This is a genomic window from Geothrix sp. (genome assembly GCF_030219325.1).
In the GTDB taxonomy this organism is placed as follows: Bacteria; Acidobacteriota; Holophagae; order Holophagales; family Holophagaceae; genus Geothrix.
In genome coordinates, this window is record NZ_CP126625.1 from 1445818 (window position 1) to 1471072 (window position 25255).

The following is a 25255-nucleotide window of genomic DNA, read 5'->3' on the forward strand; positions in this document are numbered from 1 at the left end:
CCTACTTGGCCAGCCGGCGGGCCACGCGCTCCCGGAGGGCCTCAGGCACCAGCTCGGAGAGGTTGCCCCCCATGGTGCCGATCTCGCGGACCAGGCGGCTGCTGACGGCGCTGTACTTCTCCTTGGGCATGAGGAAGACGGTCTCCAGCTCCGGGGCCAGCTTGCGGTTCATGAGAGCCATCTGGAACTCGTACTCGAAGTCGCTGAAGGCCCGCACGCCGCGGACGATGAACTGGGCGTTCTGGGCCTTGGCGAAATCCACGAGCAGGCCGTGGAAGGTGGTGATCTCCACGTTCGGCAGGGAGGTCGTCAGCTCCTCGAGCATGGCCGCCCGCTCTTCGACGGTGAAGGCGGGCGTCTTGGCGGGGTTGTGCAGCACGGCCACCACCAGACGGTCCACGAGCTTGGCCGCCCGCTGGATGAGGTCCCAGTGGCCGAGGGTCACGGGATCGAAAGAGCCTGGATAGATGGCCGACCGCACGGTTGCTCCGAAGGTAGGCCCTCAGCCTAGCGCATCGGCCGCGCGCGGGTGTCAAAGTACCTGGGGTTCGGAGTACAGTGGACGCATGCACAAGACCCTGAGCATCGGCCTCCTCTTCGGCGGGGAATCCCCCGAGCACGAAGTCTCCATCGTCACGGCCCGGGCCATCGCGGAGCACCTGGATCCGGCCCGCTTCACCGTGCGTCCCATGGGCATCGCGCGGAACGGCGTGTGGGTGGTGACCGGCGATCCCTTCGCGCGCCTGGCCGCGGGTGAGCTGCCACGGCGCAGCGACCACCCCTTCCTGCCATTGGAACAGGGGGCGGAAGCGGCGCCCCTGCCGGACCTCTTCTTCAATGCGCTCCATGGGGCCGGCGGCGAGGACGGGCAGATCCAGGGCTACCTGGAGCTGCTGCACCGCCCCTACACCGGCGCGGGTCTGCTGGCCATGGCGGCGGGCATGGACAAGTGGATCACCAAGCGCCTGTGGGAATCCGAAGGGCTGCCCGTGGTGCCCTACGTGGGCCTCACCGAGGAACGCTGGACCCGCGAACGGGCCGTCTGCCTCGCGGACTGCGGGAAGCTGGGCCTGCCGCTGTTCGTGAAGCCCGCCAACCTGGGCAGCAGCATCGGCGTCGAGAAGGTGAAGCAGGCCGGAGACCTGGCCCCAGCCCTCGACCGGGCCTTCACCTTCGACCGCCGGGTGCTGGTGGAGCAGGGGCTGGACATCCGCGAAATCGAGGTAGCGGTGCTGGGCGGGGACGAGCCCCTGGTCTCCCAGCCCGGCGAAGTGATCGTGGCCGACGAGTTCTACACCTTCGAGGACAAGTACCTCCACGGCAAGAGCCGCACGGAGATCCCGGCCCAGATCCCCGAGGAGCTGGCCGACCTGGTCCGCAAGCTGGCCGCCCGGGCCTTCGCGGCCTCGGATGGCCACGGCATGGCCCGGGTGGACTTCTTCCTCGAGCGGCTGACGGGACGGATTTTCCTCAATGAGCTGAACTTCATCCCCGGATTCACCAGCATCTCCATGTATCCGAAAATGATGGCGGCCAGCGGCGTGCCCTACGGGGAGCTGCTGACCCGGCTCATCCAGCTCGCCCAGGACCGGCATGCCCAGATGGCGGCCAAGCAGAAGGGTTTCCAGTCCGGCAGCAACTGGTTCCAGGGATCTAAGAAGGCCTGATGAAAAACCGTCAAGTCCTACCCGGAGGCAGCCGATAGGTTCCTCATGGACGTCGTCGGCATCGCACTCTCCGGTCTCCGCGCCTCGGGCGCAGGGCTGGCCGTGCAGGCCAGCAACGTGGCCAACCAGCTGTCGGACGGATACAAGGCCAAGCGCGTCGACCTGGTGGCTGAAGCCTCGGGGGGGGTGCGGGTGTCAGGGGTCTCTGCGGACCCCTCACCCGCCGGCCCCGCCCCCTCGAACGTCGATCTCGCCACTGAAGCCGTGCAGGGCATGGGCTTCGAGCTGATGTACAAGGCCAACCTCAAGGTCCTCAAGACCGCGGACGAGCTGGCCCAGGCCACCCTGGACCTGAAGGCGTAGGTCCTACCCGGACTCGACTCGATAGCCGACGGCCCCAGGGCCGTTTCCTCGTACACTGTCCGCATGCACGCGCGCACCTGGCTCTCGGTCCTGTCGCTCCCCCTGGTGGCGGCCTTCACCCTGCCGGTGGTGCAGCAGGGCAATCCGCCGAAGCCCCAGCCGAAGGCCGGCGCGAAGGCCGCGCCCCAGGATCCCCTCGCCGGGCTCTCGGACATCCAGGACGTGCTGTCGCTGGTGCAGCAGAACTACGTGGACCCCCCCGACATGGAGAAGGTCGTCTCGGGTGGCGTCCAGGCGGTCCTGGAACGCTCCCATCCCCTGAATGCCTACCTGACCGCCGAGGACGTGCGGCTGCCCGACCCGGGCCCGGCCGAGGCCGGCCTCATCGTCGTGAAACGCGGGATCTATGGCACGGTCGTCGCCGTGACGCCCGGGGGACCCGCTGCCAAGGCGGGGCTCCAGGCCGGTGACGTCATCCGCAAGGTGGATGGCGACTCCGTGGGTCGGCTCAGCGCCTGGGCCCTGGAGCGCAAGCTGCGCGGCCCCGAAGGATCCTCCCTCGATCTCTACCGCTACAACGCCACCGGGGACCTCACCAAGACGACCATCACGCGGCAGCGGCTGGCCCCCGGCGCCCTGACCCTCAAGCAGGGGCAGGGATCGCTGCTCCTGTCCCTGCCGGACCTTGGGCCTGGACGGGCTGAAGAAGTCCGGAAGACCCTCGCCACTGCGGATCATGGACAGACCCTGGTGCTGGATCTGCGCCAGTGCCAGAAGGGCTCCGTGGAGGAAGCCGCCTCGCTGGCCGGCCTGCTGGGCATGAAGGGCACCTTCGCCACGCTCCAGGAGGCCGGCAAGCCTGAGCGGAGCCTTGCGGTGGCAGGCTCCGGCACGCCCTTCGTCCGCCTGGCCCTCCTTGTGGGGCGCTCCACCCTCGGAGCCTCGGAGGTCCTCGCCTCCTGTCTGAAGAAGGCGGGGGTCCGCAGCTTCGGTGAGCGCACGCCGGGCCTGGGCGTGGAACGCATGCGCTTCGCCCTCAAGCAGGGCGGGGCGGTCGAACTGGTCTCCCGGCGCTGGGTGGGCCTGGGGGGCGAGAAGCTGGATCGCCAGGGCATCGTCCCGGACCAGGTGCTTCGCATGGCCGATACGGAGGATGCGCTGGCCCGCGTCATGGCGGCCCTCCAGGCCCCCCCCGCGGCACCGCCCGCCGCCGTGAAGGCCTCCTAGCTTGGCCCGAGCCAAGGGCCGGCGCACGTCCACCCTGGCCCTGGTGGGATGGGCCCTGCTCATGCTCGCCCTTGGGCTGGGTGCAGGATTGCTGCTGGGACAACAGGGCTGCAACCGTCGGGAGGCTCCGGCCAAGCGCGAGGGACCCAAACCCGCCGTCAAGAAACCCGAGCTCAGACAGGCCGAACCGAAACCCGCTGAGCCGAAGGCGAAGCCTCCGAGTCCGGAACCGGAACGCCCGCTGCCCCGCCTGGCCCTCGTCATCGATGACCTCGGCTACATCCAGCCGGAGCTGGTCACGCGCCTGTGCAGCCAGCCCGTGCCCTTCAGCGTGGCGGTCCTGCCCTACCAGGAGCACACCCGCGAGAGCGCCGACATCGCCCATCGTCTCGGCAAGGAGGTGATGCTCCACCTGCCCATGGAGCCCATCGGCTATCCTGGGCCGGGCCGCGATCCGGGCCCCAACGCAATCCTCTACAACCTGACCGAATCCGAAGTCCGCCGCCGGGTGCGCATGGCCCTGGACGACATCCCCCACCGCACCGGCGTGAACAACCACATGGGCAGCCGCATCACGCCCGACCGGACGCGCATGGGCTGGGTCCTCCAGGAGGTCAAGGCCCGGAAGTATTTCTTCGTGGACAGCCGCACGGAGAAGGACAGCGTGGCCTACGACCTGGCGGAGGAGCTGGGCGTTCCCGCCGTGCAGCGCCGGGTCTTCCTCGATGACGACAAGGCCTTCCCGGAAATGGAGAAGCAGTGGGAGCGGGCCCTCAAGCTGGCCGAGAAGGAAGGGGCGGCGCTGATCATCGGGCACATCTATCCTGAGACGGTGGAGGCCCTGGAGAAGCTCGTGCCCCGCAGCAAGGGGCGGGTGCGCTTCGTGAGGGCAGGGGAGCTGGTGAAATGACACACGCATGGCTGGATCCGCTGGCTGGGGAGGCACCCCGATGAATCCGGCACCGGCCCTGGCCGTGGGCATCGGCGCGGCGCTGGGCGCTTGGCTGCGGTGGGGCTTCGGGGCCTGGCTGAACGCCCATTTCCCCACGCTGCCCCTGGGCACCCTTTCGGCGAACCTGGTCGGGGGCTATCTGGTGGGCCTGGCCGTGGCCTTCTTCTCGCAGCACCCGGGGCTTTCCCCGGAGCTGCGCCTGTTCGTGATCACGGGCTTCCTCGGCGGATTGACCACCTTTTCCACCTTCTCCGCCGAAGCCGTGAGCCTGCTGGGCCGCGGGGAATATGGCTGGGCCCTGGCGCACGTGTCATCCCACCTGGCGGGATCGCTGCTGCTGACCTTCCTGGGCATGGCGACCGTCAAGGCTGTCCTGAGAGGCTGAGGGAGGTGCCATGCAGGGAATCTGCCTGAAGTTCTACGTCCAGGAAGACCGGAAGCACCACCATGTCCTGGTCTACGAGTGGCTGCTGGAGCAGGCGCGGCAGCTGGGCCTGAACGGCGGTTCGGCGTTCAAGGCCATGGCAGGCTTCGGCCGCCACGGCCTGCTGCACGAGGATCATTTCTTCGAACTGGCCGGGAAGCTGCCGATGGTGGTGGAGTTCATCGTGACCGAGGCGGAGGCGGATCGGCTCCTGACCCGGGTCCAGGCCGAGGAGGTCACGCTCTTCTACGCCAAGACGGTCGTGGAATTCGGCTGGGTGAAGGGCCCGAAAGCCTGAGGCTCCGCGGCTAGTGTCCGCAGCCGCAGCCGCCCGTGAAGGCGGCGCTGCGGGCCGCCTTCACCATGCCGAGGCCCTCCTTGCCGATGAGCAGGGCGAGGCCCAGGGCCGCCGCCGCATCCACCCACCACAGCGCGGGCAGGAGCAGGAACAGCAGACTGCCGGCGAAGAGCACGGCCGAAAGCTGGATGCAGGCCAGGCTGCAGGCGGCGTCGGCTTCCAGGGTGGCACTGTCCAGGGCCCTGGCGGCTGCCCGCTTGGCGCGCCACAGGAAGAACATGCAGGAGAGGGACAGGGCCGAGATGACCAGGCCTGGAGCGGTGGTGGGCGGATGGCGCCGGGCCGCCATCTGCAGGATCGCGCCCCCGGCGATGCCCATGGCCAGGGCGAGGAAGAGCCAGCCGATGCCCAGGGTGGCCTTCCGTTCGCGGGCGAGGTTGCCGTGGTCCAGTAGCTTCCAGAGCACCAGCAGGGCCGAGGCCACCTCGATGAAGCTGTCGGCGCCGAAGCCGAAGAGGGCGATGGAGTCGTCGGCCCAGCCGAAGGCCATGGAGACGAGCCCCTCGACGAGGTTGTAGGCGATGGTCAGGGCGCAGAGCCAGAGGGCCCGCCGGCGCCACTGGTCAGGATTCACGGATGGGGCTCGCGCACCTTGCGCGCCTTCACCAGCACGAGGGTGGAGCCTTCGGGCCGGCGCTCCATGTGAACCTCGTCCATCACCTGGCGCATGAAGAAGACGCCGCGGCCGCCGGGTTTGAGCAGGTTCTCCGGCAGGTTCGGGTCCGGCAGGGCCTCCAGGTCAACGCCCGGCCCCCGGTCCTCGATGCGGATCTCGAAGCGGTCCACCCGGGGCGTGAAGGTGACCTTCACGGGCTTGTCCTTCTGCAGCTTGTTCCCGTGGCGCATGGCGTTGGCGATGCCCTCCTGGATGGCCAGCCAGAGGCGCTCACCGTCCTCCTGGGTGAAGCTGAGGTGCTTGAGGAACTCCGCACCCACCACCTGGATCAGGTCAATGAAGCGCAGGTCTGTGTTGCACGTGAGGACGACGGGCAGAAGGGCGGGGTGGGCCATGGACGCGGATTCCCTTTCACAGACCAGAAGAGCCAAGCCCAAGGTACTTGGAATCCCGGCGATTGGGCAGGGGTTTTGCCAGAAGGGCCCGCCCCGGGGAGGGGGCGTGCGTGTCCTGGATCACAATTAAGAATAGTTGGTCTTAAATATGGAAAATCATGAAACACTGCTTTCCGGCGAGCAGATCCGCCCTGATGGAGGTTCCAATGAAGGCAAGGTGGTGGCTGGTATTGCTGGTGCTCCTGGCAGGCTTCGGCGTGCTGGGATTGGGTGGGCGGCAGATTGCCCAGAACGCACCGCCGATTCCGCAGCGGGTGGTGGCCGAGGATGGCACCCTGCTCGTGGGGCCAGGCCAGATCCTCGAGGGCCAGGTCAGCTACCTGGGCCATGGCGGCCAGCACATCGGTTCCATCTGGGGCCACGGAGCCTACCTGGCGCCCGACTGGACGGCCAAGGCCCTGCATCAGTGGGCCTCCCACACCCTCGATGGCGTGAAGGCCCAGGGCGGATCGGTCGCGGACGCCAAGGCCGGCACCATTTCCTTATTTCAGAATAATAGGTATGAATCATCTACCGGCACCCTCACCCTGGGCGCCGCCCAGGCGGTTGCCTACCTGAAGACCCGTGGTGAGTTGGCTAAGATCGCGGTGGAAGGGGACAAGGGCGCCGCCATCCCGGCCCGCTGGATTCCCACGCTGCAGGAAGGCGAGCGCGTGGCCGATTTCTGGCTCTGGACCGCCTGGACCGCAGCGGCCCGCCGGCCCGGCGCCGACCACAGCTTCACCCAGAACTGGCCCCAGGAACCGCTCGTGGGCAACACCATCACGCCCATCAGCCACTTGTGGAGCATCCTCTCGATCATCCTGCTGATCCTGGGCGTGGGCCTCATGATCTGGCACCACGCCAGCCAGCCTGCGGAGGAATTCCCCGCGCCCCAGGCCATTCCCGCGGCACCTGCCACTCCCAGCCAGCGCTGGTCGGCCATCTATTTCGCCGTGGCCATGGCCTTGTTCCTGGTGCAGATCGGCATGGGCGTCCTGACGGCCCACGACGCGGTGGAAGGCAACGGCCTCTACGGCGTGGACCTCTCCCACATCCTGCCCTACGCGGCCTCCCGCACCTGGCACCTGCAGCTGGCCGTGTTCTGGATCGCCACCTGCTGGCTGGCCACGGGCCTCTACTTGGGCCCCAAGCTCAGCGCCAAGGAGCCCAAGGGCCAGTGGCTGGGCGTGGCGGGCCTGCTGGCAGCGCTCGTGGTGGTCGTGGTCGGGGCCCTGACCGGCGCGCACCAGGCCATCGTGGGCAAGCTCTCCGGCTCCTTCATGCTGGGCCACCAGGGCTATGAATACGTGGAACTGGGCCGCCTCTGGCAGATCCTGCTGACGGTCGGCATGCTCATCTGGCTGGTGCTGGTGGTGCGCGCCCTGATTCCGGCCCTGAAGGGCGAGAAGGGCCGCCTGGGTTTGCTCAAGCTCTTCGTGCTGTCGGCCATCGCCATCCCGCTCTTCTACTCCGCGGGCTTCATGTACACCCGCGAGACCCACGTCGCCCTCGCCGAATACTGGCGCTGGTGGGTGGTCCACCTCTGGGTGGAAGGGTTCTTCGAAGTCTTCGCCACCGTCGCCATCGCGCTGCTCTCCACCCGCATGGGCCTGCTGCGCGAAAGCACCGCGCTGCGTGCCGTGAGCACCTCCATGGGCCTCTTCCTGGGCAGCGGCGTCATCGGCACCTTCCACCACCTCTACTACACCGGTTCCCCGGCCTCCATCTCGGCCCTGGGTTCCGTGTTCAGTGCCCTGGAGATCGTGCCCCTCACCATCGTGGGCTTCGAGATCGCCCAGAGCCTGAAAGCCGGCAAGGCCATCGGCAGCGGCTACGAGTGGCCCTTCAAGTTCTTCGCGGCGGTCTGCTTCTGGAACCTCATCGGCGCGGGCGTCTTCGGCATGCTCATCAACCCGCCCTCGGTGCTCTACTTCGGCCAGGGCCTCAACACCACACCCATCCACAGCCATGCCGCGCTCTTCGGCGTCTACGGCTTCCTCGCCATCTCGCTCATGCTCTTCGCCCTGCGCGGCATGACGCCGGACAAGGCCTGGGATGAGAAGTGGCTGAAGGTGGGCTTCTGGGGCCTGAACATCGGCCTCGTGCTGATGCTGGTGTTCTCGCTGATCCCCAGCGGCTTCTATCAGATCGCCCAGAGCCTCGAACACGGCACCTGGTATGCGCGCAGCGCCGAGGTGGTGCAGAGCCCCCTCATGCGCACCTTCACCTGGCTGCGCATGCCTGGCGACGTCCTCTTCGGCATCGGCGCCCTCGCCGTCATCCTCTTCACCTTCAAGGCGGTCATCGGCGCCTGGGGCTGGAGGACGGCGGAGGAGATCGAGCCCGCCAAGGAACACCTGCCCGTGGCTCCCGCCTTTGCGGTGGCCGAGGACTGAAGCTATTTGGACTAAGGAAGGGGTCCCTGCCGGAAGGTGGGGGCCTCGTTCTGTCAGCCGCTGTTGCGGAGACCCGCGGCGATGCCATTGATGGTGAGCAGGATGCCGCGCGCGGTGCGGTCGTCGCCATCCCCGGAGCGGTAGCGGCGGAGCAATTCCACCTGAAGGTGGTTCAGGGGATCCAGGTAGGGGAAGCGATGCTGGATGGACCGCCGGAGGGTCGCATTGTCCTCCAGGAGATCGGCCTGGCCGGTGATGGCCTTCAGGGCCGCGATGGAAGCCTCGCACTCTTCCTGCAGGCGGCCGAAGATCCGGTCGCGCAGCGCCGGGTCGCGCACCAGATCCGCATAGCGGGAGGCGATGGCCAGGTCCACCTTGGCGAGCACCATGTCCATGTTGGAGAGCAGGCTCCGGAAATAGGGCCAGCGGGCGTGCATCTCCTTCAGCAGAACCAGGCCGTCCTCGCCACGCTCCCGCCGGAAGGCGCGGACCGCCGCGCCGAACCCGTACCAGCCCGGCAGCATCAGGCGGCACTGGCTCCAGCTGAACACCCAGGGGATGGCCCGCAGGTCCGTGATGGCGCGCCCGGCCTTCCGGCTGGCGGGCCGCGAGCCGATGTTGAGCTGGGCGATCTCGGCGATGGGGGTGGATTCCCAGAAGAAGCGCTCGAAGTCCGGGGTGCCGTATACGAGGTCCCGGTAGGCCCCGCAGGCGTGATCCGACAGGGCATCCATGACCTGCAGGAAGCGTGGATCCGGTCCTGCGCTGCTTCCGGCCGGGAGGCTGGCCTCCAGGGCGGCCGCCACCAGCACCTCGAGGTTGCGCCGCCCCACGGCCGGGTGGCCGTACTTGGCGGCGACGACCTCGCCCTGCTCGGTCAGGCGGATCTGGCCCTGCACGGCCCCGGGCGGTTGGGCGAGGATGGCTTCGTAACTGGGGCCGCCACCGCGGCCCACGGATCCGCCACGGCCGTGGAACAGGCGCAACCGGATGCCATGGCGCTGCGCCACCGCCACCAGGTTCAGCTCGGCCTTGTAGAGTTCCCAGCGCGAGGTGAGGAATCCCCCGTCCTTGTTGCTGTCCGAATAGCCCAACATGACTTCCTGAATGCCATCGCGGCCATCCAACATGCGCCGGTAGAGGGGAACGCGCAGCAGGCCATCCATGATGTCGCCGCAGCGCTGGAGGTCCTCGATGGTCTCGAAGAGCGGGATGAGGTTGAGGTCCAGGCGGGCCTCGGCCGGGCGCAGGATCCCCGCCTCCCGCAGCATCACGGCCGCCTCGAGCAGGTCGGAGACGCCTTCGGTGTGGCTGATGATGCAGCTGGGCAGGGCCTCGGTCCCCAGGCGCTGCTGGGCCTCTGCGGCCGTCCGGAACAGGGCCAGCTCCTGGCGGGTCTCCTCGCCGTAGGGGAGGTAGGGCGAGGCCAGGGGGCGCGGGCTTTCCAGCTCGGCCGCCAGCAGGTCGATCTTCTGCGGCTCATCCAGCGAGAGGTAGCCTGTGCCCGGGCGGACCGCCTCCAGCAGCTCGGCCACCACGCGGCCGTGGACTTCCGAAGCCTGCCGCAGGTCCACGGGGGCCATGTGGAAGCCGAAGACCGACACCGCGCGCCGCAGCCCCCGCAGGCGCCCCCGGGCCAGCCGCCGTCCTCCATGTTTGCGGAGGGAATCATCCAGCGTGTCCAGGTCGGCCTTCAGGTCCTCCGGGGTCTGGTACGGTGCCAGTCCCCGGGGGCCGGTGGGTTCGGGATCGGATACTCCCTGCCGGGTCGCGGCCAGCCGTCCCGAGATCAGGGTCAGGGCGAGACGGTAGGTTTCGTCGGCCCGCTGGGGGGACGGGTCCGGGGCGCGCGCCGCGAGGTCCAGCACCGCCTGGGAGGCGCGGGACACCTGGAGACTGAGGGAGAGTTCCGAGGCCAGCGCCTGCAGTTCCTGCAGCAGGAAGTCCAGGACGGTCCGGGACTGGGTGCGCAGGGTCTGTTCCAGCACCTCGGCGGTGACGAAGGGGTGGCCATCCCGGTCACCGCCGATCCAGCTGCCCAGCCGGAAGAAGGGTGGCAGCTCGGCGTCACCCCAGGCGGGGTCCAGCGCGAGTCGGTCCTCCAGGTCTGCGTAGAGGGCCGGGATCTCCCGCAGGAAGGTGCGGTCGAAGTAGGAGAGGGCGCTGGCGACTTCGTCGGCGACGGCGGGTCGCTGGGGGCGCAGCATGCGGGTCTGCCACAGCAGCAGCACCTGGCGCTGGAGGTGCTCGTCGCGGAGCGCGGTTTCCCGGGGCGTCGAGGCGCTGCGGTCCCGCTCGTCCAGCAGGCGGGCGATCTCCATCTGCGCGTTGAGGATGCTCTTGCGCTGCACTTCGGTGGGGTGGGCGGTGAGCACCGGGCGCACCTGGGCGCTGGCAAAGAAGGTGCGCAGGTCCGCCGCGTTCCACCCCGCCTCGCCGGCCCGGAGCAGGGCATGGCCCAGGGAGCTGGGCCGGGGCAGGGCGTTCCCCATGCGGTGGGCCCGGGAGCGCCGGATGTGGTGCTGGTCTTCGGCCAGATTGGCCAGCTGGGAGAAGTAACTGAAGGCACGGACCACCAGGATGGCGCGGCCGGGGCTGAGTGCCTTCAGGATGCTCCGGAGCTCATCGCCCGCGCCGGAGTCCTGGGCCCGGCGGAAGCGCACGGCGCTCTGCCGGATCCGCTCGATGAGCTGGAAGGTCTCGTCGCCCTCCTGCTCCCGCACCGTATCTCCCAGCACCCGGCCCAGGAGGCGGATGTCCTCCTTCAGGGGCAGGTCCTTGTCGGGGGGGGCAGGGTCCATGGAGCCTCTCTGGGGTGGAGGGGGCGGTGGGTTCCAGAGTAGTGGATGCCTGGGCCCCCAGGCTTCTTGGATGTTGAGACAGCTAGACCCGGCCCGGTCCATCGCTCCGTGCGTCGACGCCCTGCTGGCGGTATGATAAGTAACCTGACAAACCTGGTCAGGATTGTGGAGTCGGGATGAAGGTCATCGTCGCCAAGACCGCGGGGTTCTGCTGGGGCGTCAAGCGCGCCATGGACGCGGTGCTGGAGGCCTCGGTGCGCAACGACGGCCGCGTCGTGCAGACGCTGGGCCCGCTCATCCACAATCCCCAGGCCCTGGACCTCATCGGGAAGCGGGGCGTGGCCGTGGCGGAGGCGCCGGACAAGGTGCAGAACGGCACGGTGGTGATCCGGGCCCACGGCATCCCCATCCAGGACCTGCGGGGCCTCAAGGAACGGCAGGCCAGGGGCGAGCTGAAGATCGTGAACGCCACCTGCCCCGAGGTGGCCAAGGTCCACCACAAGATCAAGAAGTGGAGCCCCAAGGGCTACTTCACGGTGATCCTGGGCAGTCACGGCCATGCCGAGAGCGTGGCCCACCGCAGCTTCGCGGAGAGTGGTTCGGTGATCGTCTCGAACCTGGCCGAAGCCGAGGCCCTGACGGACGAGCAGCTGCGGAAAGTTCTGGTGGTGGCCCAGACCACCTTCACGGTGAAGGATTACCACGTCATCAGCGACTACATCCGGAACCGCGCGGGCGAGGCGGTCCTGGAGAACACCATCTGCGAGGACACCTGGATGCGCCAGGACGAGGCCGGGGAACTGGCCCGGACCGTGGACGTGGTGATCGTCGTGGGCGGCAAGGCCTCCAGCAACACCAAGCACCTGGCCGAGCTGGCCCAGCACTACGGCAAGCCCGTCCAGTACGTGGAGACCGCCTCGGAGCTGGATCTGGGCGGCTTCACCGGCCAGGAGACCGTGGGCGTGCTGGCGGGAGCCTCCACGCCCACCTGGCTGGTGGACGAGGTGGTGGACGTGCTCGAGCAGCTGGGCGACGGTCCCAGCCGGTGGCGCAGCTTCCTGCAGGGAGCCTACGGCAGTTCCTCCCTGATGGCCGTGGGGGCCGGGCTGATGACCCTGGGCGTCCACCGCTGGCTCGGCCTGCCCCTGGGCTGGCGCTATCCCGTCCTGACGGCGGCCTACGTGGTGGCCATGTACCTGCTCAGCCCCTTCCTGGACCCGCTCGGCCTCGGAGCCAAAGGCCCGGCGCGGGCCCGGTTTCTCGAGCGCCACCGGAACGTCCTGCTGATCTCCGCCACCGCGGCGCTGGTGATCACCCTGGGGCTGGCCGCCAGCCTGGGCGTGAAGGTGCTGACGGTCGTCCTGGGGGCAAGTCTGGTGGGAGCGGCCTACAAGCGGCGTTTCCGCGTGGGCCACCGGGAGATCAGCCTGCGGAGCATCCCCGGATCCAAGGATGTGGTGGTGTCCCTGGCCCTGGCCACGGTGGCCGTCATCACCCCGGTCTGGCAGGAGGGGCGGACCTGGGACCTGCGGGCCTTCGCGGCGGTCTTCCTGGTGGGGGTCCTGGCCTTCGTGCGCACGGTGATCTATGAATTCCGCGACATGCAGAACGATCAGATCGTGGGCAAGGAGACCCTGCCGATCCTGCTGGGCAAGCGCGCCACCAAGGTCGTGCTCATCGCCCTGCTGGGGACCCTGCTGGCGGGCACCCTCTGGCTGACCTACGAAAACCGGAGCCAGGGCCATCCGCTGGCCGTGGCCCTGGTGCTGGTCACCTGTGCCGCCTACCCGGTGCTCTACCTGTGGCTCTACCATGAGCGCTTCACGACCGGGAAGAACCGCTTTGAACTGAGCGTGGACTTCAGCTTCTACCTGGTGGGGCTGCTGGCCCTGGTCTGAGGCCAGAGCCATGGCTGCAAACGGGGCGCCAACGGCGCCCCGTTTGCAGGATGTGAAAGGATGGACGGATGCGCCACTGGGTCCTCATCACGGGCTGTTCCACGGGCATCGGGCGGGCTCTGGTGCCGCTCTGCCGCGAGGCGGGCTGGGGCGTGGTGGCCACAGCCAGGAACCCAGATTCCCTGGCGGAGCTGCCGCCGGGAGAGGACCTGCGCGTCCTGCCGCTGGACGTGACCGATGCCGCCAGCATCGCCGCGGCGGCCGCTGCCTGCGCGGACCTGCCGCTCAAGGCCCTGGTGAACAACGCCGGGTACGCCCAGGTGGGTCCCCTGGAACTCATCCGTCCGGAGGAACTCCGGGCGCAGTTCGAGACCAATGTCGTTGGCCTGCACATGGTGACCAACGCCTTCCTGCCCCTGCTGCGCCGCGAGCCCGGCGCGCGGATCCTGCAGGTGGCCTCCATGCTCGGGCGCCTGTCCATCCCCCTGGCCGGGCCCTACAACGCCTCGAAGCATGCCGTGGTGGCCCTGACGGAAAGCCTGCGGCTGGAGGTGGGCCGCGAGGTGGCCGTGGTGCTGGTGGAGCCGGGGGCCGTCCGGACCGCGTTCCGCGACACCCTGGCCAGGGCCTGGGGGGACCTGCCGGAGCGGGCCCGGGGCACGCGGTACGAGGCCGTCCTCGCCCACTACCTGCAAGGGCGGAACCGGCAGGCGGAGCGCTATGGCATGGACGCGGAGGCCTGCGCGCGCAAGCTGCTCCGCGCCCTCGATGCCGAACGACCGCCGCGCCGGGTAACGGTGGGCTGGGATGCCTTCTGGGTTGGCAAGCTGAAGGCCCTGCTGCCGGCGGCCTGGTGGGAGAAGGTGATGCGCCGCTTCTACGGCCTGGCTTGAGCTACTTGTAGATGCCGCAGCCCACCATCCAGCCGTCCAGGGACTCCACGTACGAGGTCTTGGCCTCGATCTTCCCGCTCTTGGGGTTGGGGTACTTGTAGTCCACCCAGCCGCTGCCCTTGGTCTTGGCGAGGTTGATCATCTCCTGGAGGAAGAGCTTCCCGTCCGGGTCCTTCACGCCCCAGCGGTTCACGCCCACCATCTGGCTCTGGAAGCCGATGGCCTGGCAGACGCCCGCCATGTCGTAGATGAAGATGTAGAGGTCATCGCCGCTCTTCACGTGGAAGCGTCCCTGGCCTTGGTTGGTCTCCTTCAGGAGGGCGTCCTTGCCGTTCTTCTTGGCGAAGGCCACGGCCTCCTTGACGAGGGCCTGGGCCTTCGGCTTCTGATCCTGGGCCTGAAGGGTGCCGGCCAGGCAGATGGTGGCGATGGTCAGGATGGATCGCAGGTTCATGGCGGACTCCCCCAGGTAGGTGGTGCGCCAACCGTATCGTCCAGGCGGCCGGGGGGCTTGATTTCCGGCCCGCCCTGCCAGACTGGAGACATGTCCGAAGACCGCCTCTACCTGATCGATACCTTCGCCTTCATTTTTCGGGCCTACTTCGCCAATCCACGGCTGAAGAACGGGGCGGCGTACACGTTCACGCGGCTGGTGCTGCAGCTGCTGGAGAAGCACAAGCCGACGCACATCGCCTGCGTGTTCGACACGCCGGAACCCACCTTCCGGCACGAGATCTATCCGGAGTACAAGGCCAACCGGGATGCCATGCCCGAGGACCTGCGCCCGCAGATCCCGATGATCCGGCAGCTGGTGGAGGCCCTGAACATCCCCATCGTGGAGCTGCACGGCTACGAGGCCGACGACGTCATGGGCACATTGGCGCGGGAATCCGCAGCCATGGGCCTGCCGGCCGTCATCGTCAGTCCGGACAAGGACCTGCTGCAGCTGGTGGACGATGACCTCCGCATCCAAGTGCTGAACACCAAGGACGGCGAGGTCTGGCACGACCGCGAGGGCGTGAAGGCCCGCATGGGCGTGTGGCCTGAGCAGGTGGTGGACTTCCTCAGCCTGGTGGGCGACGCCTCCGACAACGTGAAGGGCGTGCCCGGCATCGGCGAGAAGGGCGCCGCGCTCCTGCTGGAAAAGTTCCACAGCCTCGACGGGGTGATCGCCTCCAAGGCGGAGCTGAAGCCCAAGCAGCGCGAAGGGCTCGAAACCGCTTCCGAGTGGCTGGACCTCACGAAGCGCCTCGTCACCGTGGTGACGGACCTCAACCTCGCCCTGCATCCCAAAGACCTGGCCTATCCCGGCGTGGACGAGGCCAAGGCCCGCGAAACCTTCAAGGAGCTGGGCTTCCAATCCCTCACCAAGGAGTTCACCCAGAGCGCCGAGCAGGCGGGCAGCGCGCGGAAATACCGGTCGGCGGCCACCCTCGGCGATCTCGAAGCGGCCGTGGCCGCCTGCCGGGCCGCCGGCCGGTTCGGCCTGGATACCGAAACCACCAGCATCGATCCCACGCGGGGCCACCTCGTGGGTCTGAGTTTGGCCTGGGCGCCCAATGAGGGGCTCTACGTGCCCCTGGCCCACCTCAAGCCCGCGACGGCGGATACGGAGGGTTCGCTGCCCGGGCTGCTGCCCGACAGCGGCCTGCCGGAGGCCCTGCTCGACCTTCGGGGCGATGCGGCGGCCTTCTTCGCGGAGCTGGCGCCCCACCTGGATTCCCGGAACCTTCCCTTTGCGGAGGCCCGGCGCATCCTGGCCCCCCTGCTGGCGGACCCCGCCGTCGGGAAGTGCGGCCAGAACCTCAAGTACGACCTCCAGGTCCTGGCCCGTCACGGTCTGCCGGTGGTTGGCCTGGCCGATGACAGCATGATCCTGAGCTTCCTGCTGGAGAGCGGCGTCCGCCACAACCTGGATGATCTGTCCGTCCGCCTGCTGGACGTGAAGCCCATCGCCTTCGAGGAGGTGGTGGGCAAGGGCAAGGCCCAGAAGCGCTTCGACGAAGCCGACTTCGACCACGCCGTGCAGTACGCCGCCGAGGATGCCGACCTCGCCCTGCAGCTCTGCGACAAGCTGCGGGCGACCTTCCCCGATGACCAGCTGAAGCGGCTCTACGAGGAGGTGGATCTGCCCCTGGTGGAGGTCCTCGCGGCCCTGGAAGGGCACGGAGTCAGGCTCGACCTTGAGGTCCTCTCCAAGCTCGGCGTGCAGATGAACGGTGAGCGGAAGCGGGCCGAAGCCCGGGTTCTCGAACTCGCCGGCGAGCCCTTCAACCTCAACAGCCCCACCCAGCTGGGGGCCATCCTCTTTGGCAAGCTGGGCTACCAGCCCGTGAAGTACACGGGCAAGACCAAGGTGCCCAGCACCGACGAGGAGACCCTGGAGGAGCTGGCCACCAGGCACGACGCCGAGATCGCCCGGGAGCTGCTGCGCCACCGCCAGATGGTGAAGCTGCTGGGCACCTACGTGGAGGCCCTGCCGCAGATGGTGAATCCCGTGACGGGTCGTGTGCACACCAAGCTGCACCAGGCGGTGGTGGCCTCGGGCCGCCTCGCCTCCAACGATCCGAACCTGCAGAACATTCCCATCCGCACGGAGGAGGGCCGCGCCATCCGCGGCGCCTTCGTGCCCGAGCCTGGCTGGGTGCTGCTGGACGCGGACTACAGCCAGATCGAGCTGCGGGTGGTGGCGGCCGTGGCGGAGGACCCCGTGCTGCTGGGCGCCTTCGAGGCCGGCGAGGATATCCACCGCCGCACCGCCTCGGAAGTCTTCAACGTCCCCATGGACCAGGTCACCTCGGACCAGCGCAGCGCCTCCAAGGCGGTCAATTTCGGCCTGCTCTACGGCCAGGGGGCCTTCGCCCTCGCCGCCAACATCGGCGTCAGTCAGAAGGAGGCCAAGGCCTTCATCGAGCGCTATTTCGAGCGCATGCCCAAGGTGGCGGAGTGGATCGAGACCACCAAGGCCCGGGCCATCGCCGAAGGCCTGGTCCGCACCCACTGGGGCCGCATCCGCCGCATCCCGGAGCTGCAGAGCAGTGACAAGCGCTTCCAGGCCGGGGGCCTGCGAGAAGCGGTGAACACCGTCATCCAGGGCACCGCGGCGGACTTGATGCGCCGGGCCATGGTGCGCCTGCATCGCAGCCTCCAGGCCGCAGGCCTGAAGGCGCGGCTGCTGCTGCAGGTTCACGACGAGCTGCTGATGGAGGCCCCGCCGGAGGAAGTGGAGCGTGCTTCGGCCCTGCTGAAGGAGGCCATGGAGGGCGCCGACGACCTCGGAGCCCTGGGCGTGAAGCTGGCCGCCGAGGTCAGGACTGGAGACAGCTGGCTGGCCTGCAAGTGATTTGACACTTTGTCGGGCAGGCTCCCCGGATCATGCGATTTCGGGGGGTTTTGTGATGGCTGTCCGGGTCCGAATTTAACGGGGAGGTCATCATTGGCGGGTCCGGTGCTTTGGCGCACCGCAGCCCCAGTCCCCTTCTGCAGGAGCCCAACATGAGCCAGTTCAACATCGCGTGGTTGCCCGGTGACGGCGTCGGCGTCGAAGTCATGGAGGCGGCCAAGATCTGCCTCGATGCCCTGAAGTTCGATGCCAAGTACACCCATGGCGACATCGGCTGGGAGTTCTGGTGCAAGGAGGGCGAGTCCTTCCCTCAGCGCACCATCGACCTGCTCCACAGCAGCCACGCCGCCATGTTCGGCGCCATCACCTCCAAGCCCGTGAAAGACGCCGAGGCCGAGTTGGTGCCCGAGCTCAAGGGCAAGGGCCTCATCTACCGCAGCCCCATCGTCCGCATGCGCCAGATGTTCGACCTTTTCACCTGCCTGCGGCCCTGCAAGGCCTACCCCGGCAATCCCCTGAACTACAAGGAAGGCATCGACATGGTGGTGTTCCGCGAGAACACCGAGGATCTCTACGCCGGCGTGGAATTCAGCCCCGTGCCCGACGAGCTGAAGGAGAGCCTGCGGAAGCTCAGCAAGCCCTTCGGCCACTTCGCCGACATCCCCGGCGACCAGTTCGCCATCACCTGCAAGGTGAACACGCAGAAGGGCTGCGACCGCATCATCCGCGCCGCCTTCGAATACGCGAAGACGTTCGGCTATCCCAAGGTCACGGTCATCCACAAGGCCAACGTGGTGCGCGCCACCGAGGGCATGTTCCTGGAGACCGGCAAGCGCATCGCCAAGGAATATCCGGGCATCGAGATGGACGACGCCAACGTCGATGCCATCACCATGTGGATGCTGAAGAACCCCAAGAACTACGGCGTGATGGTGGCCACCAACCTCTTCGGCGACATCATCAGCGACCTGGCGGCCCAGATGGTGGGCGGCCTGGGCTTCGGCTGCTCCGGCAACATCGGCGAGAAGCTGGCCGTGTTCGAACCGAGCCACGGCAGCGCGCCGAAGTACGCCGGCCAGTACAAGGTGAACCCCATCGCCACCATCCTGGCCGCCAAGATGATGCTGGACTGGCTGGGCGAGACCGAGAAGGGCGCCCGCCTCGAAGCCGCCACTGCCGCCGTCATCGCCGAGGGCAAGGTCCGCACCTACGACATGGGCGGCAGCGCCACCACGCTCGACATGGGCGAAGCGATTGCCCGAAAGCTATAAATTGAAACCGCAGATGATGCAGATTTCGCAGATGCAGTTCTGAAGTTTTTATCTGCGCCATCTGCGTCATCTGCGGTTAAAGAAAAGAGTCCGCTTATGAAGCAGATCCTCATCCACGAAGTCGGTCCCCGCGATGGCCTCCAGGCCGAATCCGCCGTGGTGCCGACGGAGGTCAAGCTCGACTGGATCCGCCGCGTGGCGGCATCCGGCGTGGACATCGTCCAGGTGGGCTCCTTCGTGCGGGGCGACAAGATGCCCCAGATGGCGGACACGGACGAGCTGTTCCGCATTCTCTCGAAGGAAACCCACCGGGCCATGCTGTCGGGTCTGGTGCTCAACGAGAAGGGGCTCGAACGGGCCCTGGAGGTGGGCGTCCATCTCATCTGCATGGGCGTGTCGGCCTCTGACACCCACAGCCGCAAGAACACGGGCATGAGCACCGAGGATGCCACCCGCCGCATCGTCGCCACGGCTCTCGAGGCGAAGAAGGTCGGCCGCAAGGTGCAGGTGAGCGTGCAGAGCGCCTTTGGCTGCGGTTTCGAAGGCGCCATCGATGAGGCTCGCGTGCTGGCCATCGTGGCCGCCTATCTGGAGGCAGGGTTGACCTCCATCAGCCTGGCGGACACGGCGGGCCACGCCCATCCCGCCCAGGTTCGGCGCTACGTGCAGAAGGTGCTGGAGCTGGATCCGGCCGCCGAGATCACGGCCCACATCCACGATACCTATGGCCTGGGCATGGCCAGCGTCTATGCGGCCATGGAGGCCGGAGCCAAGGCCATCGAGACCAGCTTCGGCGGCCTCGGTGGCTGCCCCTTTACGAAGGTCGCCGCGGGTAACGTCGCCACCGAGGATCTGGTGCACGGCCTCCAGCGCACCGGGCAGCGCCTGGACATCGACCTGGCGGCGCTGGTGGGCATCACCAGGGATGTGGCCCGGCACTTCGGTCGTGAACTGCCCGGCTGCGTCTACAAGACCGGTCCCATTCAAGCGAAGGTCACCGCATGAGCAGGAAGATTCTCGAAGGCATCAAGGTCCTGGACCTCACGAACGTCTTGTCCGGCCCCTTCACGACGCTCCACATGGCGCTGCTCGGCGCCGAGGTCATCAAGGTGGAGAACCCCAAGGATGGGGACCTGGCCCGCAAGCTGGGCATCGTGCCTGGGCTGAACAAGCAGCTCATGGGCACCAGCTTCCTGGCCCAGAACTGCAACAAGCTGTCCATCACGCTCAACACCAAGTCGTCGGAGGGCAAGGAGCTCTTCCGCAAGCTGGTGAAGGACGCCGATGTGGTGGTGGAGAACTTCCGCCCCGGCGTCATGGATCGGCTGGGCCTGGGCTACAGGACCTTGGCTGAGATCAATCCGAAGCTCATCTACTGCGCCATTTCGGGATTCGGCCAGACGGGCCCCGATGCCCTCAAGCCCGCCTACGACCAGATCATCCAGGGCCTGTCGGGTGAGATGGCGGTGAACGGCGACGAGCGTCTGAATCCCCTCCGCACGGGCTTTCCCGTCTGCGACACGGTGGGCGGTCTCAACGCGGCCTTCGCCGTGATGGCGGCCCTCTTCCACCGCGAGCGCACAGGCGAAGGCCAGTTCATCGACGTGGCGCTGCTGGACAGCATCATGCCCCTCATGGGCTGGGTGGCGGCCAACCTGCTCATCGGCGGCGAGCAGCCGGTGCTCATGGGCAACGACAACTTCACGGCGGCGCCCAGCGGCACCTTCCGCACTCAGGACGGCCACATCAACATTGCGGCCAACAAGCAGGAGCAGTGGGAGGCGGTCTGCGACGTGTTGGAGGTCCCCGAGCTGAAGACGGATCCCCGGTTCCAGGAGCGCGACACTCGCAAGAAGAATCGCAAGGCCCTTACGCCACTGCTGGAGGCCAAGCTGGCCCAGCGGCCCACCGCGCACTGGGTGGAGGCACTGAACGCCAAGGATGTGCCCAGCGGCGACATCCTCAGCCTGGAGGACGCCCTGCGCCAGCCCCAGGTGCAGCACCGGCAGGTGCTCCAGAAGGTGACCGTGGCGGGCGTGGGCGACGTGGAGGTCTTCGGGCTCACGGCGCTGTTCGAGAAGACGCCGGGCTCGGTGGATGCGCCGCCGCCGACCCTGGGCGAGCACAATGCGAGGATCTTCGGGGCCCTGGGCCTGTCGGAAGCAGAGCAAGCTGAACTGAAAGCCAAAGGCGTCATCTAGGAGGTTCCCATGGGCATGACAGTTGTTGAAAAGATCCTGGCCCGCGCAGCGGGACAGGCATCCGTGAAGGTCGGCGACGTGGTGGAGCCCAAGGTGGACCTCGCCATGTCCCATGAGAACGCGGCGCTGGTGATCAACCAGTTCCAGGAGGTGTTCCAGGGCACGGGGATCGAACCCAAGGTGTGGGACCCCTCCCGCATCGCCATCATCTTCGACCACCGCGTCCCGGCGGAATCGCCGAAGACCGCCACCAACCACAAGAAGATCCGCGGCTTCGTGGCGGCCAACGGCATCACCAAGTTCCACGACGTGCGCGGCGACGTGGGGGGCATCTGCCACCAGATCCTCCCCGAGTACGGCTACGTGCGGCCAGGCTTCGTGGTGCTGGGCACGGACTCCCACACCACCAGCCACGGCGCCCTGGGCGCCTTCAGCTTCGGGGTGGGCGCCACGGAGATGGCCTCGGCCTGGAGCCTGGGCATCGCCGTGAACATCGAAGTGCCCGCCACCATCAAGGTGGTGGTGAAGGGCGCGTTCCCGCCCATGGTGGGCCCCAAGGACCTGATCCTGCACCTCATCGGCAAGCTCACGGCCCAGGGTGCCAACTTCAAGGTGCTGGAGTTCCACGGCGAGACCATCCGCAACATGAGCACCAGCGGCCGCATCGCCATCTGCAACATGAGCGTGGAAGCCGGTGCCACCTCGGGCATCGTGCCCGGCGACGAGGAGACGGTCCGCTACCTTCGCGAAGAGGCGGGCGTCACGGAAGCCATCCCCTGCGTCACGCCGGATGCGGATGCCACCTACGTGCAGACCGTGGAGATCGACGTGTCAGCCCTGGCCCCCCAGATCGCCTGCCCGCACATGGTGGACAACGTGAAGTCCATCGAGCACGTGGTCGGCACCAAGGTCCAGCAGATCGTCATCGGCAGCTGCACCAACGGCCGCCTGGACGATCTGGCGGATGCTGCCGCCATCCTGCGGGGCAAGAAGGTCGCGGAAGGCACCCGCATGCTGGTGTTCCCGGCGTCGAGCAAGATCTTCGCGAAGGCCCTGGACATGGGCTACATCCACGACTTCATGAAGGCCGGCGCCGTGGTGATGAACTCCGGCTGTGGCCCCTGCCTCGGCGTCCACGAGGGCGCCCTGGGCGATAACGAGGTGGCGCTCAGCACCACGAACCGCAACTTCAAGGGCCGCATGGGCAACCCCACGGGCGAGGTCTACCTCTGCAGCCCCGTGGTGGCCGCGGCCTCTGCCATCACCGGCGTCATCACCGATCCGCGAAAGGGCTGAACCATGTCCAAGGTCATCATCAAGCTCGAGAACGACATCAGCACGGATGACATCTATCCGGGCCGCTTCATGGCCACGGTGCTGCCCACGGAGACGCCCCAGTTCGCCTTCTTCGACCGCACGGAGTTCAATGCTCAGCTCAAGGCCAAGGCCTTCCCCGCGGGCTCCATCATCGTGGGCGGCGAGAACTTCGGCTGCGGCTCCAGCCGCGAGCAGGCCTGCTCCACGCTGAAGGGCCACGAGGTGGCCGTGGTGGCGAAGAGCATCTCGCGCATCTTCCTGCAGAACAGCATCAACCTGGGCCTGCAGGTCGTGATCTGCCCCAGCATCGAGGCCAGCGAAGGCGACGAGCTGGAGATCACCGCGGATCAGGTGCTCAACAAGACCACGGGCAAGGCCTTCGAGCAGGTGAAGCTGCCCGCCGCCCGCAAGGGCATCATGGATGCGGGGGGGCTGATTCCCTACACCCGCGCCCGGCTGATGGCCAGGGCCTGAGCGACCCAGAACAGGAAGAGGGCCGGTGGGATCACCGGCCATCTTCCTCTATTCGGAGCTCTCAAGCGCGTCTTCGGGACAGGGGTGGTGCCGGTTCCGGATGGCGTGGATGGCCAGGTCGTAGTCTGGTTCCCGGGTGAGCTCCGACACCAGCTCCGTGTGCACCACCGTTCCGTTCTCGTCCAGGGCCACCACGGCCCGGGCAAGGAGGCCGCGCATGGGGCCATCAATGAGGGTGACGCCGAAGGCCGTGCCGAAGTCGAGATGCCGGAAGGCGGAGGCGGGCACGACCCGCTCCAGGTGCTCAGCCCCGCAGAACTGGGACTGGGCGAAGGGCAGGTCCATGGATACGCACAGCATCACCGCGTCCTGGAGGTCGGCCGTCAGGTGGTTGAACTTCCGGACACTCTCCGCGCAGGTGGAAGTGTCCAGGCTGGGGAAGATGCTGAGGATCACCCGCTGGCCCGCCAGATCCACACTGCTGACTTCACTCAGGTCCTTGCGGGTGAGGGTGAAGGAGGGGGTGGCATGGCCGACGAGCGGCAGCTCTCCGCAGGTGTGGGTGGGGTTACCGTTCAGGGTGATGGTGGCCATGTGGAACCTCCCGGCGGGGCCATGCTACTCCCAAGACCGCCGTGATGGGAGGCATTCCTGACCCAGGTATCCGCTCGACCTGCGGGTCACCCCCCGGAACCCTCGCCTCGCCCCTGGATCGCTGGTGGGAACCCGTTCACTCATCTAGGCTTTGGGGTATGGAACGAGTGCAACCGAAGTGGGGGTGGTATTGGGGCATCTGGGCCCTGATGGGGCTCTACATGGCCAGCTGGGACCTGGCCATGTACCCCTCGGCTTCGATTTTCCGCATGCTGGTGCTGAACCTGCTCCAGAACGGAACCTGGGGCCTGCTGGGCCTCTTCCTGCTCTGGCTCGCCAACCGAAGGCCCATCGAGACCCTGGCCTGGTCCCATTGGCGGGTCTGGGCGCTCCACCTGCTGGCCAGCGTGGCCGTGGCCGCCCTGGGCCTCTTCCTCGCCTACCTGATCTCCCTGTGGGTGCAGTCCGACGAATGGAAGAAGCCCCTGGACCTGGCCATGGTGTTGAAGGGCCTGCCCCGCTTCTACCGGGCCTACTTCCACACGAACCTGCTCTTCATGTGGGCGGTGGTGGCGGCCTTCCACGGCCTGAGGATCTACCGGAAGTACAAGGCCCGGGAGGTGGAGGCCGCCCGCCTGGAGACCCGCTTCGCAGAGGCCCAGAACCTGGCCCTCCGCATGCAGCTGCAACCCCACTTCCTCTTCAACACGCTCAACTCCATCTCGGCCCTGGTCCACTCGAATCCCGATGGGGCGGATGAGATGATCAGCCGCCTGGGGGACTTCCTCCGGACCACCCTGGACGCCCCGCACGAGCAGCTGCTGACGCTCCGGCGGGAGCTGGCCTTCATCCAGGACTACCTGGCCATCGAGCAGATCCGCTTCCAGGACCGGCTCCGGGTCGAGGTCCAGATTCCGGCCGACCTGATGGAACTCCGGGTCCCGAGCTTCATCCTCCAGCCCCTGGTGGAGAACGCCCTGAAACACGGACTGGCCGATCGGCCGCAAGGCGGGACCCTGACGATCCGGGGCCGCCGGGAGCCCGGCAGCCTGGTCCTGGAAGTCCAGGACGATGGCGAGGGCTTCGTGCCGGGCCGGGAAGGCGTCGGCCTGGCCAACGTGAGATCCCGCCTGGGCCTGCTCTACAAGGGCAGGGGGCAGCTGGACCTTCTCGGCGCCGCCGGCCGGGGAACCCTGGTCGTCCTGCGCCTGCCCATCGATCCGCCCGGTGGTGACCTTTGAACCTCCGGGCCCTGGTGGTGGATGACGAACCGTTGGCCCGGCAGCGGATCCGGCATCTGCTGCGCAGGGCCACGGACATCGACGTGGCGGGGGAATGTGGCAATGGCCTCGAGGCGGTGAAGGCCATCGAGGACCTCAAGCCGGACCTGGTGTTCCTGGACATCCAGATGCCCGAGCTCGATGGCTTCGGGGTGGTGGAGGCCGTGGGCGCCGAGGCCATGCCGCCCACCCTCTTCATCACCGCCTACGACCAGCATGCCCTCCGCGCCTTCGAGGTCCATGCCCTCGACTACCTCCTGAAGCCCTTCTCGGTGGAGCGCTTCCACCAGGCCCTGGAGCGGGCCCGCCGCTGGTGCATCCACCAGAAGGATGGGACCGGCCCCAACCTGGAGGCTCTCATCGATGGCCTCCGCCAGGAGCGGCCCTGGGTGGACCGCCTGCTGGTGAAGCAGGGCGACCGGCACGTCCTGGTCCGGACCGCCGCCATCCAGTGGATCGAGGCCGAGGACAACTACGTGCGCCTGCACGTGGAGGGCACCTCCCACCTGCTCCGCCAGACCATGACGGGGGTCCTGGGTCGTCTGGATCCGGCCCAGTTCCGCCGCATCCACCGCTCCGCCATCGTGAACCTGGACTGCATCAAGGAATTCCAGCCCTGGTCCGGCGGGGACCACCTGGTGATCATGCGGGACGGCACCAAGCTGACCCTGAGCCGCACCTTCCGGGACCAGTTCGGGGAGTGGCTCTGAACCACCAAAAAAGCCCGGCGGCGCCGGGCTTTT

General features: G+C 67.6%; 23 protein-coding genes. 17 read left to right on the forward strand and 6 right to left on the reverse strand.

Annotated features, from left to right (window positions below):
- Position 1: 1 nt before the first annotated feature.
- Positions 2–481 carry a pantetheine-phosphate adenylyltransferase gene (gene coaD, locus QOZ81_RS06495; protein ID WP_291199841.1) on the reverse strand — a complete coding sequence of 160 codons (480 nt, stop codon included), beginning with the start codon at positions 479–481 and terminating at the stop codon, positions 2–4.
- An 85-nt stretch (positions 482–566) separates the two neighbouring features.
- Here coaD and QOZ81_RS06500 point away from each other — a divergent pair, with 85 nt between their 5' ends.
- From QOZ81_RS06500 to QOZ81_RS06525, 6 genes are all read left to right on the forward strand, one after another.
- The gene (locus tag QOZ81_RS06500; RefSeq protein ID WP_291199838.1) at positions 567–1667 is read left to right on the forward strand and encodes a D-alanine--D-alanine ligase family protein; all 1101 of its coding nucleotides are present in this window, start codon (positions 567–569) and stop codon (positions 1665–1667) included.
- Between the two features lie 45 nt (positions 1668–1712).
- Positions 1713–2030, forward strand: coding sequence for a flagellar basal body rod protein FlgC (locus QOZ81_RS06505; protein WP_291199835.1), 318 nt, complete (start codon positions 1713–1715; stop codon positions 2028–2030).
- Positions 2031–2093: 63 nt separating this feature from the next.
- Positions 2094–3257 carry a S41 family peptidase gene (locus QOZ81_RS06510; protein ID WP_291199832.1) on the forward strand — a complete coding sequence of 388 codons (1164 nt, stop codon included), beginning with the start codon at positions 2094–2096 and terminating at the stop codon, positions 3255–3257.
- Position 3258: 1 nt separating this feature from the next.
- The gene (locus QOZ81_RS06515) at positions 3259–4167 is read left to right on the forward strand and encodes a divergent polysaccharide deacetylase family protein (protein WP_291199829.1); all 909 of its coding nucleotides are present in this window, start codon (positions 3259–3261) and stop codon (positions 4165–4167) included.
- A gap of 40 nt (positions 4168–4207) precedes the next feature.
- A complete protein-coding gene (gene crcB / locus QOZ81_RS06520; protein WP_291199826.1) occupies positions 4208–4594 on the forward strand; it encodes a fluoride efflux transporter CrcB in 387 nt (128 codons plus the stop codon).
- A gap of 10 nt (positions 4595–4604) precedes the next feature.
- Positions 4605–4931 carry a DUF190 domain-containing protein gene (locus QOZ81_RS06525; RefSeq protein WP_291199823.1) on the forward strand — a complete coding sequence of 109 codons (327 nt, stop codon included), beginning with the start codon at positions 4605–4607 and terminating at the stop codon, positions 4929–4931.
- A gap of 10 nt (positions 4932–4941) precedes the next feature.
- Here the strand turns inward: QOZ81_RS06525 and QOZ81_RS06530 are convergent, their stop codons facing one another.
- Together QOZ81_RS06530 and QOZ81_RS06535 are read right to left on the reverse strand one after the other, a co-directional pair.
- Complete coding sequence (locus tag QOZ81_RS06530) at positions 4942–5565, reverse strand: cation transporter (RefSeq protein WP_291199820.1); 624 nt, start codon at positions 5563–5565, stop codon at positions 4942–4944.
- Positions 5562–6002, reverse strand: coding sequence for an ATP-binding protein (locus QOZ81_RS06535; protein ID WP_291199817.1), 441 nt, complete (start codon positions 6000–6002; stop codon positions 5562–5564). The genes QOZ81_RS06530 and QOZ81_RS06535 overlap by 4 nt, the downstream gene beginning before the upstream one ends.
- Before the next feature lie 206 nt (positions 6003–6208).
- Here QOZ81_RS06535 and QOZ81_RS06540 point away from each other — a divergent pair, with 206 nt between their 5' ends.
- On the forward strand, positions 6209–8440 hold the full coding sequence (locus tag QOZ81_RS06540; protein WP_291199814.1) for a nitric-oxide reductase large subunit: 2232 nt from the start codon (positions 6209–6211) through the stop codon (positions 8438–8440).
- Between the two features lie 53 nt (positions 8441–8493).
- Here the strand turns inward: QOZ81_RS06540 and ppc are convergent, their stop codons facing one another.
- Positions 8494–11241, reverse strand: a complete 2748-nt coding sequence (ppc, locus tag QOZ81_RS06545; RefSeq protein ID WP_291199811.1) for a phosphoenolpyruvate carboxylase — start codon at positions 11239–11241, stop codon at positions 8494–8496.
- Positions 11242–11417: 176 nt separating this feature from the next.
- Between ppc and ispH the strand changes: the two genes are divergently transcribed.
- The gene (gene ispH / locus QOZ81_RS06550) at positions 11418–13139 is read left to right on the forward strand and encodes a 4-hydroxy-3-methylbut-2-enyl diphosphate reductase (protein WP_291199807.1); all 1722 of its coding nucleotides are present in this window, start codon (positions 11418–11420) and stop codon (positions 13137–13139) included.
- 68 nt (positions 13140–13207) lie between these two features.
- Complete coding sequence (locus QOZ81_RS06555; protein ID WP_291199804.1) at positions 13208–14032, forward strand: SDR family oxidoreductase; 825 nt, start codon at positions 13208–13210, stop codon at positions 14030–14032.
- Position 14033: 1 nt separating this feature from the next.
- Here QOZ81_RS06555 and QOZ81_RS06560 read toward each other — a convergent pair whose 3' ends face one another.
- Positions 14034–14486, reverse strand: coding sequence for a cache domain-containing protein (locus QOZ81_RS06560; RefSeq protein ID WP_291199801.1), 453 nt, complete (start codon positions 14484–14486; stop codon positions 14034–14036).
- A gap of 90 nt (positions 14487–14576) precedes the next feature.
- On the opposite strand from QOZ81_RS06560, the gene polA reads away from it, so the two are divergent.
- The 6 genes from polA to QOZ81_RS06590 all read left to right on the forward strand — a co-directional run bounded on the left by polA (position 14577) and on the right by QOZ81_RS06590 (position 22638).
- Positions 14577–17375: a DNA polymerase I gene (polA, locus tag QOZ81_RS06565; protein WP_291199798.1), complete on the forward strand. Its 2799-nt coding sequence runs from the start codon at positions 14577–14579 to the stop codon at positions 17373–17375.
- A gap of 152 nt (positions 17376–17527) precedes the next feature.
- Positions 17528–18646: an isocitrate/isopropylmalate dehydrogenase family protein gene (locus QOZ81_RS06570; protein ID WP_291199796.1), complete on the forward strand. Its 1119-nt coding sequence runs from the start codon at positions 17528–17530 to the stop codon at positions 18644–18646.
- 96 nt (positions 18647–18742) lie between these two features.
- Complete coding sequence (locus QOZ81_RS06575; protein ID WP_291199794.1) at positions 18743–19651, forward strand: hydroxymethylglutaryl-CoA lyase; 909 nt, start codon at positions 18743–18745, stop codon at positions 19649–19651.
- Positions 19648–20847, forward strand: a complete 1200-nt coding sequence (locus QOZ81_RS06580; RefSeq protein WP_291199791.1) for a CaiB/BaiF CoA transferase family protein — start codon at positions 19648–19650, stop codon at positions 20845–20847. The genes QOZ81_RS06575 and QOZ81_RS06580 overlap by 4 nt, the downstream gene beginning before the upstream one ends.
- Positions 20848–20862: 15 nt before the next feature.
- On the forward strand, positions 20863–22143 hold the full coding sequence (locus QOZ81_RS06585) for a 3-isopropylmalate dehydratase large subunit (protein WP_291199788.1): 1281 nt from the start codon (positions 20863–20865) through the stop codon (positions 22141–22143).
- A gap of 3 nt (positions 22144–22146) precedes the next feature.
- Positions 22147–22638, forward strand: coding sequence for a 3-isopropylmalate dehydratase (locus tag QOZ81_RS06590; protein WP_291199785.1), 492 nt, complete (start codon positions 22147–22149; stop codon positions 22636–22638).
- 48 nt (positions 22639–22686) lie between these two features.
- On the opposite strand, the gene tpx is transcribed toward QOZ81_RS06590, so the two are convergent.
- Positions 22687–23232, reverse strand: coding sequence for a thiol peroxidase (tpx, locus tag QOZ81_RS06595; protein ID WP_291199782.1), 546 nt, complete (start codon positions 23230–23232; stop codon positions 22687–22689).
- A gap of 221 nt (positions 23233–23453) precedes the next feature.
- Between tpx and QOZ81_RS06600 the strand changes: the two genes are divergently transcribed.
- Both QOZ81_RS06600 and QOZ81_RS06605 read left to right on the forward strand, forming a co-directional pair.
- Positions 23454–24473, forward strand: a complete 1020-nt coding sequence (locus QOZ81_RS06600; protein WP_291199779.1) for a sensor histidine kinase — start codon at positions 23454–23456, stop codon at positions 24471–24473.
- Positions 24470–25222, forward strand: a complete 753-nt coding sequence (locus QOZ81_RS06605) for a LytR/AlgR family response regulator transcription factor (protein WP_291199776.1) — start codon at positions 24470–24472, stop codon at positions 25220–25222. The genes QOZ81_RS06600 and QOZ81_RS06605 overlap by 4 nt, the downstream gene beginning before the upstream one ends.
- The last annotated feature ends 33 nt before the right edge of the window (positions 25223–25255 follow it).